This window comes from Streptomyces sp. NPDC088730 (genome assembly GCF_044751215.1).
Lineage (GTDB): Bacteria > Actinomycetota > Actinomycetes > Streptomycetales > Streptomycetaceae > Streptomyces.
The window spans coordinates 111,201-125,980 of sequence record NZ_JBIVLK010000013.1 but is presented as its reverse complement, the minus strand read 5'-3'; the positions used below and the strand labels follow the sequence as shown (position 1 = coordinate 125,980).

General features: G+C 71.4%; 13 protein-coding genes. 12 read left to right on the top strand and 1 reads right to left on the bottom strand.

The window, feature by feature from the left end; genetic code table 11:
* Positions 1 to 7 precede the first annotated feature (7 nt).
* From ACIP89_RS30065 to ftsH, 6 genes are all read left to right on the top strand, one after another.
* Positions 8 to 1,483, top strand: coding sequence for a hypothetical protein (locus tag ACIP89_RS30065; protein ID WP_401932133.1), 1,476 nt, complete (start codon positions 8 to 10; stop codon positions 1,481 to 1,483).
* 365 nt (positions 1,484 to 1,848) lie between these two features.
* Positions 1,849 to 3,201, top strand: coding sequence for an ammonium transporter (locus ACIP89_RS30060; RefSeq protein ID WP_401932136.1), 1,353 nt, complete (start codon positions 1,849 to 1,851; stop codon positions 3,199 to 3,201).
* A complete protein-coding gene (locus tag ACIP89_RS30055) occupies positions 3,198 to 3,536 on the top strand; it encodes a P-II family nitrogen regulator (protein WP_003965965.1) in 339 nt (112 codons plus the stop codon). Before ACIP89_RS30060 ends, ACIP89_RS30055 begins: the two co-directional genes overlap by 4 nt.
* A 32-nt stretch (positions 3,537 to 3,568) precedes the next feature.
* On the top strand, positions 3,569 to 6,022 hold the full coding sequence (locus ACIP89_RS30050; protein WP_402117653.1) for a [protein-PII] uridylyltransferase: 2,454 nt from the start codon (positions 3,569 to 3,571) through the stop codon (positions 6,020 to 6,022).
* Between the two features lie 131 nt (positions 6,023 to 6,153).
* Positions 6,154 to 7,704, top strand: a complete 1,551-nt coding sequence (gene ffh / locus ACIP89_RS30045) for a signal recognition particle protein (protein WP_401932141.1) — start codon at positions 6,154 to 6,156, stop codon at positions 7,702 to 7,704.
* A gap of 171 nt (positions 7,705 to 7,875) precedes the next feature.
* A complete protein-coding gene (ftsH, locus tag ACIP89_RS30040; protein ID WP_401932144.1) occupies positions 7,876 to 9,798 on the top strand; it encodes an ATP-dependent zinc metalloprotease FtsH in 1,923 nt (640 codons plus the stop codon).
* 139 nt (positions 9,799 to 9,937) lie between these two features.
* On the opposite strand, the gene ACIP89_RS30035 is transcribed toward ftsH, so the two are convergent.
* Complete coding sequence (locus tag ACIP89_RS30035) at positions 9,938 to 10,792, bottom strand: methyltransferase domain-containing protein (RefSeq protein ID WP_402117652.1); 855 nt, start codon at positions 10,790 to 10,792, stop codon at positions 9,938 to 9,940.
* Between the two features lie 516 nt (positions 10,793 to 11,308).
* Between ACIP89_RS30035 and ACIP89_RS30030 the strand changes: the two genes are divergently transcribed.
* From ACIP89_RS30030 to rplS, 6 genes are all read left to right on the top strand, one after another.
* Complete coding sequence (locus tag ACIP89_RS30030) at positions 11,309 to 11,902, top strand: hypothetical protein (RefSeq protein WP_073739095.1); 594 nt, start codon at positions 11,309 to 11,311, stop codon at positions 11,900 to 11,902.
* A gap of 157 nt (positions 11,903 to 12,059) precedes the next feature.
* Positions 12,060 to 12,503, top strand: coding sequence for a 30S ribosomal protein S16 (rpsP, locus tag ACIP89_RS30025; protein WP_384136853.1), 444 nt, complete (start codon positions 12,060 to 12,062; stop codon positions 12,501 to 12,503).
* Positions 12,504 to 12,505: 2 nt separating this feature from the next.
* The gene (locus ACIP89_RS30020; protein ID WP_024492228.1) at positions 12,506 to 12,745 is read left to right on the top strand and encodes an RNA-binding protein; all 240 of its coding nucleotides are present in this window, start codon (positions 12,506 to 12,508) and stop codon (positions 12,743 to 12,745) included.
* 79 nt (positions 12,746 to 12,824) lie between these two features.
* Positions 12,825 to 13,403, top strand: coding sequence for a ribosome maturation factor RimM (gene rimM, locus ACIP89_RS30015; protein ID WP_401932408.1), 579 nt, complete (start codon positions 12,825 to 12,827; stop codon positions 13,401 to 13,403).
* Positions 13,403 to 14,224, top strand: a complete 822-nt coding sequence (gene trmD, locus ACIP89_RS30010) for a tRNA (guanosine(37)-N1)-methyltransferase TrmD (RefSeq protein WP_401932154.1) — start codon at positions 13,403 to 13,405, stop codon at positions 14,222 to 14,224. The genes rimM and trmD overlap by 1 nt, the downstream gene beginning before the upstream one ends.
* 165 nt (positions 14,225 to 14,389) lie before the next feature.
* On the top strand, positions 14,390 to 14,740 hold the full coding sequence (gene rplS, locus ACIP89_RS30005) for a 50S ribosomal protein L19 (RefSeq protein WP_024492231.1): 351 nt from the start codon (positions 14,390 to 14,392) through the stop codon (positions 14,738 to 14,740).
* The last annotated feature ends 40 nt before the right edge of the window (positions 14,741 to 14,780 follow it).

Sequence of the window (14,780 nt, the reverse complement as noted above, 5' to 3'; positions counted from 1 at the left end):
CGTTCCAGTGAGTGGCAGCGGCGCAGGCGATTCGAATGCCGGTAAGCGCCCCAACGGGCAATTGGGATCGTGGTTCGTGCGCAGCGGCTGGTCGAAGGGCGAGCTGGCCCGCCAGGTGAACCGCAGAGCACGCCAGCTGGGCGCCCACCACATCAGCACCGACACCTCACGGGTACGGCGCTGGCTGGACGGCGAGCAGCCGCGCGAACCGATCCCGCGCATCCTGTCCGAGCTGTTCTCGGAGCGCTTCGGCAGCGTCGTCGCCGTCGAGGACCTGGGGTTACGCGCCGCGCACCAGTCCCCGTCGGTGGCCGGTGTCGACCTGCCCTGGGCCGGGCCCCAGACCGTCGCCCTGCTCAGCGAGTTCTCCCGCAGCGACCTGATGCTCGCCCGCCGCGGCTTCCTCGGCAGCTCCCTCGCGCTCGCCGCCGGTCCCGCCCTCATCGAGCCCATGCAGCGCTGGCTGGTGCCCGTCACCGCCGCCGCGGCCGCAGAGCCGGATCCGGAGGCCGCCGCCCGCCGCCCCTCGCGGCTCTCCGGACCCGAGCTCGACCTGCTGGAGTCCACCACCGCGATGTTCCGCCAGTGGGACGCGCAGTGCGGCGGCGGACTGCGCCGCAAGGCCGTCGTCGGCCAGCTCCACGAGGTCACCGACCTGCTCCAGGAGCCGCAGCCGGCCGCCACCGCCAAACGGCTGTTCCGCTGCGCCGCCGAACTGGCCGAGCTCGCGGGCTGGATGAGTTACGACGTCGGCCTCCAGCCCACCGCCCAGAAGTACTTCGTCCTCGCCCTGCACGCCTCCAAGGAGGCCGGCGACAAGCCGCTCGGCTCGTACGTCCTGTCCAGCATGAGCCGGCAGATGATCCACCTCGGCCGGCCCGACGACGCCCTCGAACTGATCCACCTCGCCCAGTACGGCAGCCGGGACTGCGCCACCGCGCGGACCCAGGCGATGCTGTACGCGATGGAGGCCCGCGCCTACGCCAACATGGGCCAGCCCAGCAAGTGCAAACGAGCCGTCCGGATGGCGGAGGACACCTTCCTCGACGCGGGAATCGACGGCGAGCCCGAGCCCGACTGGATCCGCTTCTTCTCCGACGCCGAGCTGAACGGCGAGAACTCCCACTCCTACCGCGACCTCGCCTACGTGGCCGGCCGCAGCCCCACGTACGCCTCGCTGGCCGAGCCCGTCATGCAGAAGGCGGTCCAGCTCTTCGGGGAGGACGAGGAGCACCAGCGCTCCTACGCCCTCAACCTGATCGGTCTCGCCACGGTCCACCTCCTCAAGCGCGAGCCCGAGGAGTCCACCGTGCTGGCGGAGAAGGCGCTGCGCGTCGCCAAGAAGGTCCGTTCCGAGCGCGTCAACACCCGGCTGCGCAAGACGGTCGACACCGCGGCCAGGGACTTCGGGGACATCCCCGAGGTCGCCCGGCTCACCGATCTCCTCACCGAACAGCTGCCCGAGACCGCGGAAGCGGTCTGAAGGCACCCGGTCCCCGGCCACGACGGCCACCCCGCACAGACCGACTTCGGCTCCCCCGATTGCCAGGTCAGTGGGTGGTCGCCGTGGCCGGTTCGTGTGGTCGTTCCCGTACCGGAGCGTCGTAACCGCACCGTATGCGGCCCCGGCCGCAGAGTAGGTGCGAGCGCGGGAACAGCACGGGCGGTTCATGGGGACGTAACACGTCGCTCGCCTTCGTCACTGCGGCGAAACACCACGCGGCATCCATGGAAACGGCGCTGAGCGAATCTCATGGCGCATAAGGACGGCCCCTTTCCCCAGTGGTTCCGCACGTGGTTGTGCCCCCACCGCCCGCACGCGGCCGCACCGACGACGAGGAGACGCCGATGCCCCCAGGCATCACGACGTTCGCAGCAGACGCCCCGACGCTGTCTGCCGCCAATACCGGATTCATGCTCATCTGCTCCGCCCTCGTGATGGTCATGACCCCGGCCCTGGCCTTCTTCTACGGAGGCATGGTCCGCGTCAAGAGCACCCTCAACATGCTGATGATGAGCTTCATCAGCCTCGGGATCGTCACGATCCTGTGGGTGCTGTACGGATTCAGCCTCGCCTTCGGCTCCGACATCGGGTCCTTCATCGGCTGGAGCTCCGACTTCGCCGGCCTCAGCGGGATCGGCGTCACGGAACTCTGGGACGGCTACACCATCCCGGTCTACGTCTTCGCCGTGTTCCAGCTGATGTTCGCCGTCCTCACCCCGGCCCTGATAAGCGGTGCCCTCGCGGACCGGGTCAAGTTCACCTCCTGGGCGCTCTTCATCACCCTCTGGGTCACCGTCGTCTACTTCCCGGTCGCGCACTGGGTCTGGGGCGCGGGCGGCTGGCTGTACGAACTCGGCGTCATCGACTTCGCCGGCGGTACGGCCGTCCACATCAACGCCGGTGCCGCGGCCCTCGGCGTGATCCTCGTCATCGGCAAGCGGGTCGGCTTCAAGAAGGACCCGATGCGGCCGCACAGCCTGCCGCTCGTGATGCTCGGCGCCGGACTGCTCTGGTTCGGCTGGTTCGGCTTCAACGCCGGTTCGTGGCTCGGCAACGACGACGGCGTCGGCGCGGTCATGTTCGTCAACACGCAGGTCGCCACCGCCGCCGCGATGCTCGCCTGGCTCGGCTACGAGAAGCTCCGCCACGGCTCCTTCACCACCCTGGGAGCCGCCTCCGGCGCCGTCGCGGGTCTCGTCGCCATCACCCCGGCGGGCGGCGCCGTCAGCCCGCTCGGCGCCATCGCGGTCGGTGCCATCGCCGGTGTGCTGTGCGCCATGGCGGTCGGCCTGAAGTACAGGTTCGGCTACGACGACTCCCTGGACGTCGTCGGCGTCCACCTCGTCGGCGGTATCGCGGGCTCCCTGCTCATCGGCTTCTTCGCCACCGGCGGGGTCCAGTCCGACGCCAAGGGCCTCTTCTACGGCGGCGGGCTCGACCAGCTCGGCAAGCAGGCCGTCGGCGTCTTCGCCGTCCTCGCGTACTCTCTGGTCGTCTCCGCGGTCCTCGCCTTCCTCCTCGACCGGACGATCGGGATGCGGGTCCAGGAGGACGACGAGGTCTCCGGCATCGACCAGGTCGAGCACGCCGAGACCGCGTACGACTTCAGCGGCGCCGGCGGCGGTCTGTCCCCCCGCCCCACGCCTCCCGCCCCCGGCACCACGGCAGCCCCGACGAACAAGAAGGTGGACGCATGAAGCTCATCACCGCAGTCGTCAAGCCTCACCGGCTCGACGAGATCAAGGAGGCCCTCCAGGCCTTCGGCGTCCAGGGCCTCACGGTCACGGAAGCCAGCGGCTACGGGCGCCAGCGCGGCCACACCGAGGTCTACCGGGGCGCCGAGTACACCGTCGACCTCGTCCCGAAGATCCGCATCGAGGTGCTCGTCGAGGACGAGGACGCCGAACAGCTCATCGAGGTCGTCGTCAAGGCGGCCCGGACCGGCAAGATCGGTGACGGCAAGGTCTGGAGCGTGCCCGTCGAGACCGCCGTCCGGGTCCGCACCGGTGAACGCGGCCCCGACGCACTCTGACCGACGATTGACGTGAACGGAAAGGCAGCTGGGTGACGAGTACCGAAGTGACCACCGAATCCGAGGACTCGGGACCCAGCGGCTATGCGGCGGCCCGGCTGCGCCTCCTCCAGGGAGAGGCGCGGTCCGGGCCGCCGCGCCGTGCGGCCCTCGCCTCGCTCACCGACGACTGGCTGAGCGCCCTCTTCACCTCCGCCGCCGCGCACGCCGGGGTCCGCGGCGCCGCCCTCGTCGCCGTCGGCGGCTACGGACGGGGCGAACTCTCCCCGCGCAGCGACCTCGACCTGCTGCTCCTGCACGACGGCAGCGCCGACGCCGGAGCCGTCGCCACCCTGGCCGACCGCATCTGGTACCCCGTCTGGGACCTCGGCCTCGCCCTCGACCACTCCGTGCGCACCCCCGCCGAAGCCCGTAAGACGGCGGGCGAGGACCTCAAGGTGCAGCTCGGGCTGCTCGACGCACGGCCCGTCGCCGGCGACCTCGGCCTCGTCGCCTCCCTGCGCACCGCGATCCTCGCGGACTGGCGCAACCAGGCCCCCAAGCGGCTGCCCGCGCTCGACGAGCTCTGCCGCGAACGGGCCGAGCGCCAGGGCGAGCTGCAGTTCCTGCTGGAACCCGACCTCAAGGAGGCCCGCGGCGGCCTGCGCGACGCCACCGCCCTGCGCGCAGTGGCCGCCTCCTGGGTCGCCGACGCACCCCGCGAGGGCCTCGCCGAGGCCCGCCGCGTCCTGCTGGACGCCCGCGACGCCCTGCACCTGACGACCGGCCGCGCCACCGACCGCCTCGCCCTCCAGGAACAGGACCAGGTCGCCGACGCCCTCGGCCTCCTGGACGCCGACGCCCTGCTGCGCCAGCTGTACGAGGCCGCCCGCACCGTCTCGTACGCCACCGACGTCACCTGGCGCGAGGTCAACCGGGTGCTGCGGGCCCGGTCCGTCCGCCCCAGGCTGCGCGCCATGCTGGGCGGCGGCAGGGCCCCGGCCGTCGACCGCAGCCCGCTCGCGGACGGCGTCGTCGAGGCGGACGGCGAGGTCGTGCTCGCCCGCACCGCCCGGCCGGAACGCGACCCGGTGTTGGTCCTGCGCGCCGCCGCGGCCGCCGCCCAGTCCGAACTCCCGCTCTCCCGCCACGTCGTACGCCACCTGGCCGGCACCGCCAAGCCGCTGCCGGTGCCGTGGCCGGCCGAGGCCAGGGAGGAGCTCGTCACCCTGCTCGGCGCGGGCGAGGCAACCGTGCCCGTCTGGGAGGCCCTCGAAGCGGAGGGGCTGATCACCCGGCTGCTGCCCGACTGGGAACGGGTCCACTGCCGCCCCCAGCGCAACCCCGTCCACACCTGGACCGTCGACCGCCACCTCGTCGAAGCGGCCGTCCGCGCCTCCTCCCTCACCCGCCGCGTCGGCCGCCCCGACCTGCTGCTCGTCGCCGCCCTGCTGCACGACATCGGCAAGGGCTGGCCCGGCGACCACTCCGTCGCGGGCGAGGTCATCGCCCGCGACATGGCCGCCCGGATCGGCTTCGAGCCGCACGACGTGGGCGTCATCGCCACCCTCGTACGCCACCACCTGCTGCTCATCGAGACCGCCACCCGCCGCGACCTCGACGACCCGGCGACGGTCCGCTCCGTCGCCACCGCCGTCGGCAGCGCGTCCACCCTGGAGCTGCTGCACGCGCTCACCGAGGCCGACGCCCTCGCCACCGGGCCCGCCGCCTGGTCCGCCTGGCGCGCCTCCCTCGTCACGGACCTGGTCAAACGCGTCGCGGCGGTCCTCGCCGGCGAGGAACCGGAGGAGCCGGAGCCCGCCGCCCCGAGCGCCGAACAGGAACGCCTCGCCATCGAGGCCCTGCGCACCGGCGAACCGGTCCTCGCCCTGCACGCCCAGGCCGGGACCCCGCAGGAGGAGGACGCCCCAGAGCCCGTCGGCGTCGAACTCCTCATCGCCCTCCCGGACCGGCCCGGGGTCCTCCCCGCCGCCGCCGGGGTGCTGGCCCTGCACCGGCTCACCGTCCGCGCGGCGGACCTGCGGGCCGTCGAGCTCCCCACCGAGCTGGGCGAGAGCGCCGACGTACTGCTGCTCAGCTGGCGGGTCGCCGCCGAGTACGGGTCCCTGCCCCAGGCGGCCCGGCTGCGCGCCGACCTCGTACGCGCCCTGGACGGTTCGCTGGACATCCGGGCCCGGCTCGCCGAGCGCGAGGCGGCCTACCCGCGCCGGCGCGGGGTGAAGGCCCCGCCGCCGCGGGTGAAGGTCGCGGCGGCCGGCTCCCAGCTGGCCACGGTGATCGAGGTGCGCGCCCAGGACGCCCCGGGTCTGCTCCACCGGATCGGCCGGGCGCTGGAGCTGAGCGCGGTACGGGTCCGCAGCGCGCATGTCTCGACGCTCGGGTCCAACGCCGTGGACGCGTTCTACGTCACCGGTCAGGACGGCCGGCCGCTGGCGGCAGAGCGTGCGGCGGAGCTGGCCCAGGAGGTCGAGAAGGCGCTCGGCTGAGCGCTTTCACCGTGTGCGACAGCCCTCGTCCGTCATGAGAACCGGGCGAGGGCTTTGCCTTCCAGCGCGTCCGGATACCCTGGGGGACGACTGACCCATCCCGCCCCCGACCCTGAGGACCGACGAGCGCCGTGTTCGATACTCTCTCCGACCGCCTTGCCGCGACTTTCAAGAACCTCAGGGGCAAGGGCCGCTTGTCCGAGGCGGACATCGACGCCACGGCTCGCGAGATCCGTATCGCCCTGCTTGAGGCCGATGTCGCCCTGCCCGTCGTCCGGTCCTTCATCGCCAACGTCAAGGAGCGGGCGCGCGGCGCCGAGGTCTCCCAGGCGCTGAACCCCGCGCAGCAGATGATCAAGATCGTCAACGAGGAGCTCGTCTCCATCCTCGGTGGCGAGACCCGGCGGCTGCGGTTCGCCAAGACCGCGCCCACCGTGATCATGCTCGCCGGCCTCCAGGGCGCTGGTAAGACAACCCTCGCCGGAAAGCTCGGCCTCTGGCTGAAGGGCCAGGGCCACTCCCCGCTGCTCGTCGCCTGTGACCTCCAGCGCCCCAACGCCGTCAACCAGCTGAGCGTCGTCGCCGAGCGCGCCGGCGTCGCGGTGTACGCGCCGGAGCCGGGCAACGGCGTCGGTGACCCGGTCCAGGTCGCCAAGGACTCGATCGAGCACGCGCGTGCCAAGCAGTACGACATCGTCGTCGTCGACACCGCCGGCCGCCTCGGCATCGACCAGGAGCTGATGCAGCAGGCCGCGGACATCCGCGACGCCGTCAGCCCCGACGAGATCCTCTTCGTCGTCGACGCGATGATCGGCCAGGACGCGGTCAACACCGCGGAGGCCTTCCGCGACGGCGTCGGCTTCGACGGTGTGGTGCTCTCCAAGCTCGACGGTGACGCCCGAGGCGGCGCGGCCCTCTCGATCGCCCATGTCACGGGCAAGCAGATCATCTTCGCGTCGAACGGCGAGAAGCTGGAGGACTTCGACGCCTTCCACCCGGACCGGATGGCCTCGCGCATCCTCGACATGGGTGACCTGCTCACCCTGATCGAGCAGGCGGAGAAGACCTTCAGCCAGGACGAGGCCGCCAAGATGGCCTCCAAGCTGGCGTCCAGCAAGGGCAAGGACTTCACGCTCGACGACTTCCTCGCCCAGATGGAGCAGGTCCGCAAGATGGGCTCCATCTCCAAGCTGCTCGGGATGCTGCCCGGCATGGGGCAGATCAAGGACCAGATCAACAACATCGACGAGCGCGACGTCGACCGCACCGCCGCGATCATCAAGTCGATGACCCCGAAGGAGCGCTCCGAGCCGACGATCATCAACGGTTCGCGCCGCGCCCGTATCGCCAAGGGCTCCGGTGTCGAGGTCAGCGCCGTGAAGAGCCTGGTCGAGCGGTTCTTCGAGGCCCGCAAGATGATGTCGAGGATGGCGCAGGGCGGCGGCATGCCGGGTATGCCCGGGATGCCGGGCATGGGCGGCGGCCCCGGCCGGCAGAAGAAGCAGGTGAAGCAGGCCAAGGGCAAGCGCAAGAGCGGCAACCCGATGAAGCGCAAGGCCGAGGAGCAGGCCGAGGCCGCCCGTCGCGAGGCGGCGGCGCAGGGCGGCGCGCTCGGTCTGCCGGCCGGTCAGGACGACAAGAACTTCGAGCTGCCGGACGAGTTCAAGAAGTTCATGGGCTGACCGAGCCCGTGTCCTGTCCCCGAGGGGGCGCCCGCTTCACGGCGGGCGCCCCCTCGGGCGTGTGCGGGGGAGCGGCGTTCCCTCCATGGGCCCAGTGCACCGCCGCTCCGAGGGCTTCGTCCGCGTTTCTCCCTTAATGTCGGCTCAACGGCTGTCGGCAGAGGAGCGCGCGTGACCAGTCCGGTACCTCCCCGCGACCGCACCGACCAGCCCTGGCGCTCCGAGGGCGCACCACCGCCCCCGCCGCCCCGCCGGAAGATGCCCGGAGGCTGGGGCGGACTGCTGCTGACCGCGCTGGCCGTCTATCTGATCGCCAACCTGCTGCTCTCCTTCTTCAACGGCGAGGAGGAGCGGACGATCTCGTACACGGAGTTCAGCAAGCAGGTCACCTCGGGCAATGTCTCCAAGATCTACTCCAAGGGCGATGCCATCGAGGGGCAGCTGAAGAAGGAGGCGAAGGTCCCGGGCAAGAAGGACGACAAGTACACCAAGTTCGTCACCCAGCGGCCCGCCTTCGCCGACGACAACCTCTGGGCCGAACTGGTCAAGGACGACGTCACGGTCACGGCCGAACCGGTCGTCAAGGAGCGCAGCTTCCTGGCCAACCTGCTGATCTCGCTGGCGCCGATGCTGCTGCTCGTCGTGCTCTGGGTGTTCATCGCCCGGCGGATGTCGAAGGGCGGCCTCGGCGGCGGGATGGGCGGCTTCGGCCGCAAGGCCCCGCCCAAGCCGGTCGAGCTGGAGGGCGGCAGGCGCACCACCTTCGACGACGTGGCCGGCATCGACGAGGTCGAGGGCGAACTCGACGACGTCGTGGACTTCCTGAAGAACCCGGACGCCTACCGCGAGATGGGCGCCAGGATGCCCGGGGGCGTCCTCCTCGCCGGTCCTCCCGGCACGGGTAAGACGCTGCTCGCGCGGGCCGTCGCGGGGGAGGCGGGGGTGCCGTTCTTCTCGGCCTCGGCCTCCGAGTTCATCGAGATGATCGTCGGCGTCGGAGCAGGCCGGGTCCGGGAGCTCTTCGCCGAAGCGCGCAAGGTCGCCCCCGCCATCGTCTTCATCGACGAGATCGACACCATCGGACGGGTCAGAGGCGGCGGCTCCGGCATGGGCGGGCACGACGAGCGCGAACAGACGCTCAACCAGATCCTCACCGAGATGGACGGCTTCTCCGGCTCCGAGGGAGTGATCGTGCTCGCGGCCACCAACCGCGCCGACGTCCTCGACCCGGCGCTCACCCGGCCCGGCCGCTTCGACCGGATCGTCCAGGTCAGCCCGCCGGACAAGACCGGCCGGGAGGCGATCCTGGAGATCCACACCCGGCAGATCCCGATGGCGCAGGACGTGGACCTGGGCCAGGTGGCCCGGACGACCCCGGGGATGACCGGCGCAGATCTGGCCAACCTGGCCAACGAGGCCGCGCTGCTCGCCGTCAAGCGGGGGCAGCGGGAGGTGAGCGGCGCCGATCTCTCGGACGCCCTGGAGAAGGTCCAGCTCGGTGCGGAGCGCTCGCTCGTCATGTCGGACGAGGAACGCCGCAGAACCGCCTTCCACGAGAGCGGGCACGCGCTGCTGGGGATGCTCCAGCCCGGCGCCGACCCGGTCCGCAAGGTCACCATCGTGCCGCGCGGCCGGGCCCTCGGGGTCACGCTCTCCACACCGGACGCCGACAAGTACGCCTACACCGAGGAGTACCTCCGTGGCCGGATCATCGGCGCGCTCGGCGGGATGGCGGCCGAACAGGTGGTGTTCGGCGTCGTCACCACGGGTGCGGAGAGCGACCTGGAGCAGGTCACCGGTCTGGCCCGGGGCATGGTGGGCCGCTGGGGGATGAGCCACAAGGTGGGCCGCCTCACGGCGATCCCGGCCGATGCCCAGCAGGCGTACGGCCTGAGCGCCGCACCCGCGACGCTGGACGCGGTGGACGGCGAGATGCGCCGCATCGTCGACGAGTGCTACGAGGAGGCGTGCCGGCTCCTCGGGAACAACCGGGACCGGCTGGACTCGCTGGCCGGGGCGCTGCTGGAGCACGAGACCCTGGACGAGGTGGCCGCCTACCGGGCCGCGGGCATCACCCGGCTGGACAAGCCGTAGCGCCCCGGCCGGCGGCGCCCGGCGGGACCCGGGACCGGCGGCCACGTCGCGCAGGCAGAGCCCGGGACCGGCGGTGGGTCGTGCAGACAGCGCCTGGGGCCAGCGGCCACGTCGTGCAGGCAGAGTCCGGGGCCGGCCGCTACGTCGTGCAGACGAGATAGCGGAACACGTTGGGCATCCAGACGGTGCCGTCCCGGCGCAGGTGCGGGTGCAGGGCCTCCGCCACCTCCTTCTCCACCTGGGTCCGGTCCGTCGCCCGTACCGCCGCGTCGAAGAGCCGGGTCGACAGCAGGCCCCGGACCGCGCTGTCCAGGTCCGCGTAGCCGAACGGGCACGCCACCCGTCCGGAGCCGTCCGGCCTCAGCCCGGTCCGGAGGGCCACGTCCTCCAGATCGTCCCGCTGCGCGCCCAGCCAGCCGCCCGCTCCGGGGGAACCCGTCCGCTCCGCGAGCCGGGCCGCCACCCGCAGCACCGCCGCGGTGGCGCACCGCTCCGGCGGGCCCCAGCCCGTCAGGACCACCGTGCTGCCCCGGGCCGCCAGCGGCACCGCGGAGCCGAGTGCGGCCACCAGCTCCTCCGCGTCGTCGGCCGAGCAGCCGATCGGTGTGAACGCGGTGATCAGCCCGTACGGCTGGTGGCCCGCCGCGACGGCCGGGACGCCGTCCAGGAGCCATGGCCCGGTGGCCGGGGGACCGGCGTCGGCCACGGGGCCCGGCAGCAGCCGGTCGCGGGCGAGCGCGAGGCGTTCCGGGTCGCTGTCGATGCCGGTGACGTGGGCTCCGCGGCCGGCCGCGATCAGCAGCGCGAGCCCGGAGCCGCAGCCGAGCGAGAGCATCCGGGTGGCGGCCCCCACCTCCAGCCGCCAGTACACCGCCTCGTAGAGCGGCGCGAGCATCCGTTCCTGGATCTCGGCCCAGTCCCGGGCCCGGGATCCGGTGTCCACCGGGGCGGACGACTCCGCGTGCCTGTGGTGCCGGACGAGCGTTGGTGTCATGGAATGCGCCCCAATCCGCCGAGATGCCGGTCAAGTCGGTCGTGTCCGAGTGGACGATTCCCCCGTGCCTGTGCGGCCGCGCTTCCCCCGTATGCCAGGGAACTGCGCATCCGCCGCCGCGTCCAGGGGTCTACGGGCAATGGTTGTCTCCGGTACCGCTCGCCGGTCCAGTCTCACCCGGCGGGCGGGGCCGGGCACGTCGAGCGCTCGGGGGAGGGTGCTCGGGGGAGGGGGTGAGCGGTGCGGACCGGGCCCGGTACTGTCGGGTTCCCGCGGCCCGTGCCCGCTGACGCTCCGGGCGCCCGGGCGGCGTGGGAACCGGGGGGCGTACGCGCGGTCTACGCGCTCGGGCGTACACGTCGCTACGTACCACCTTGGTGTGAGCTGTGAGAGTTCTCCGCAGATCAGCGCACCCGCCCTCGTCAGGACGCATGAACGGCAACTGACTGGTACGTGCAAATTATTTGGGATGGCCCGGAATCGGAACACCGGGGCACTCGCGCTCGTTGTCACGACGTGAGCACGACACCACCTGTACTTGCCGCAGAGCTGGCACAGGCGTGGGCCGACATTCAGCGGTACCACCCCGAGCTGCCCGATCTTGCCGCGCCCGAGTCCCTGATCGGAGAGTCGTCGTCCGCCTGTGGCGCCGAGCTCTCCTTCGAACGGCTGCTCCATGAGGCAGTCCATGGCATCGCCGCCGCGAGAGGTGTCCGGGACACCTCACGCGCCGGCCGCTACCACAACCGCCGATTCCTGGCGATCGCCGAGGAGCTGGGCCTCGACCACGCCGAGGAGCCCCACCCCAGCAGTGGCTTCTCCCTGGTCACGCTCAACCCCGAGGCCAAGCGCCGGTACCGGCCGACGATGGAACGGCTGCAGCGCGCACTCAAGGCGCACACCGTGGCCACCGCCGCCGACACCAAGCGCTCCTTCCGCGGCCCGGCCGCCCGGCACGGCTCCTCCGGAGGGGGAGTGCGGGTCAAGGCCGTCTGCGACTGCGGTCGCAATGTGCGCGTGGTCCCCTCGGTCCTCGCGCAGGCCCCGATCGTCTGCGGCGGCTGCGGAAAGCCGTTCCGGATCCCGGAGGCAGTGGTCGCGGTGGGGTGAACCGATGTGGTGTGGCACAATGGCTAGCTGTACTCGACAGTCGCATAGGACCCCTCTCTCCTCCGGCTGACGCGTCCATCGGGCACCCGAGTACCGCAACCCCACGTGGCATCTTCGTTGTGCCCAACCACGTCATAGACCAGGAGACACCACTTCCGTGGCAGTCAAGATCAAGCTGAAGCGTCTGGGCAAGATCCGTTCGCCTCACTACCGCATCGTCGTCGCCGACTCCCGTACCCGCCGTGACGGCCGGGCCATCGAGGAGATCGGCCTGTACCACCCGGTACAGAACCCCTCGCGCATCGAGGTCAACGCAGAGCGCGCGCAGTACTGGCTGTCCGTCGGCGCCCAGCCGACCGAGCCGGTCCTCGCGATCCTGAAGCTCACCGGTGACTGGCAGGCCCACAAGGGTCTCCCGGCCCCCGCGCCGCTTCTGCAGCCGGAGCCCAAGGCTGACAAGCGCGCCCTGTTCGAGGCCCTGACCAAGGACTCCGGCGAGGAGTCCAAGGGCGAGGCCATCACGCAGAAGGCGAAGAAGGCCGACAAGAAGGCGGACGAGGCTGCTGACGCAGCTGCGCCCGCCGAGTCGACCGAGGCCTGATCATGCTCGAGGAGGCTCTTGAGCACCTCGTGAAAGGCATCGTCGACAACCCCGAGGACGTGCAGGTCGCCTCGCGCACCCTGCGTCGCGGCCGTGTGCTTGAGGTCCGGGTCCACCCCGACGACCTCGGCAAGGTGATCGGCCGCAACGGTCGCACCGCACGCGCGTTGCGTACCGTCGTCGGAGCCATCGGCGGCCGTGGCATCCGCGTCGACCTCGTCGATGTGGACCAGGTTCGCTGACAGAGTTGAACACCGGCACGGGCCGGGGAGGGCCATGCGCCCGCCCCGGCCCGTCGTCGTATGACAGGAGAGACACAAGGTGCAGTTGGTAGTCGCGCGGATCGGTCGCGCCCACGGCATCAAGGGCGAGGTCACCGTCGAGGTGCGCACGGACGAGCCGGAGCTCCGGCTCGGCCCCGGTGCGGTACTGGCCACCGAGCCGGCGTCGACGGGACCGCTGACGATCGAGACCGGCCGGGTGCACAGCGGCAGGCTGCTGCTGCGTTTCGAGGGCGTACGGGACCGTACGGCCGCCGAGGCGCTGCGCAACACGCTGCTGATCTCCGAGGTCGACCCGGACGAGCTCCCGGAGGACCCCGAGGAGTTCTACGACCATCAGCTGATGGACCTGGACGTGGTTCTCGCCGACGGTACCGAGATCGGCCGGATCACCGAGATCACGCACCTGCCGTCCCAGGACCTCTTCATCGTGGAGCGCCCCGACGGCACCGAGGTGATGATCCCGTTCGTCGAGGAGATCGTCTCCGAGATCGACCTGGAGGAACAGCGCGCGGTGATCACACCGCCGCCGGGCCTGATCGACGAGAGCGAGGCGGTCGTCGCCTCCTCGCGGGACGAGGAGGCGGCCGGGGCCGCCGAGGGCGGGAAAGACGCCTGATGCGCCTCGACGTCGTCACGATCTTCCCCGAGTACCTCGAACCGCTGAACGTCTCGCTCGTCGGCAAGGCCCGCGCCCGCGGCCGGCTCGACGTGCACGTGCACGATCTGCGGGAGTGGACGTACGACCGCCACAACACGGTCGACGACACCCCCTACGGCGGCGGCCCCGGCATGGTCATGAAGACCGAACCGTGGGGCGACGCCCTGGACGAGGCCCTGGCAGGCGGCTACGAGTCCGGTGCGCACTCCCCGGTGCTCGTGGTGCCGACGCCCAGCGGCCGGCCGTTCACCCAGGAACTCGCCGTCGAGCTGTCCGAGCGGCCCTGGCTGATCTTCGCCCCGGCCCGCTACGAGGGCATCGACCGGCGGGTGACCGAGGAGTACGCCACCCGGATGCCGGTCGTCGAGGTGTCCATCGGCGACTACGTGCTGGCCGGCGGGGAAGCCGCGGTACTGGTGATCACGGAGGCGGTGGCCCGGCTGCTGCCCGGCGTGCTCGGCAACGCCGAATCGCACCGGGACGACTCCTTCGCACCCGGCGCGATGGCCGATCTGCTGGAGGGGCCCGTCTACACCAAGCCGCCCGAGTGGCGCGGCCGGGGGATTCCGGACGTGCTGCTCAGCGGCCACCACGGCCGCATCGCGCGCTGGCGCCGGGACGAGGCCTTCCGGCGTACCGCGCTCAACCGGCCCGATCTGATCGAGCGTTGCGAGGCGTCCGGCTTCGACAAGAAGGACCGCGAGATGCTCTCGATCCTCGGCTGGTCGCCCGAGCCCGGGGGCCGATTTTGGCGCAGGCCCGAGACCGTGGAAGAATAGGCCGCTGCTGTACGTCCGACGCGCGCCCCTGCCACAGGGGGAAAGCGGCCGTAGTGCTCCTCATGCAGATGGGGATGGTCCCGACGCTCGCCCGACGCGATCAGCACCCGAATCTCATCACTCTCCCGTCGATGACCTGTGGCATCGGCGAAGAAAGCAGACAACATGACTTCCCTGCTCGATGGCGTCAACGCCGCCTCGCTGCGTACCGACGTCCCGGCGTTCCGCCCCGGTGACACCGTCAACGTTCACGTCCGCGTGATCGAGGGCAACCGCTCCCGTATCCAGCAGTTCAAGGGCATCGTCATCCGCCGCCAGGGCGCGGGCGTCGGCGAGACCTTCACGGTCCGCAAGGTCTCCTTCAGCGTCGGCGTCGAGCGCACCTTCCCGGTGCACAGCCCGATCTTCGAGAAGATCGAGCTCGTCACCCGCGGTGACGTCCGTCGCGCCAAGCTGTACTTCCTCCGTGAGCTGCGCGGCAAGGCCGCGAAGATCAAGGAGAAGCGCGACCGCTGAGCTGGCTCCCAGGTCCGCGGCACGGCCGGATAAGCTCTGG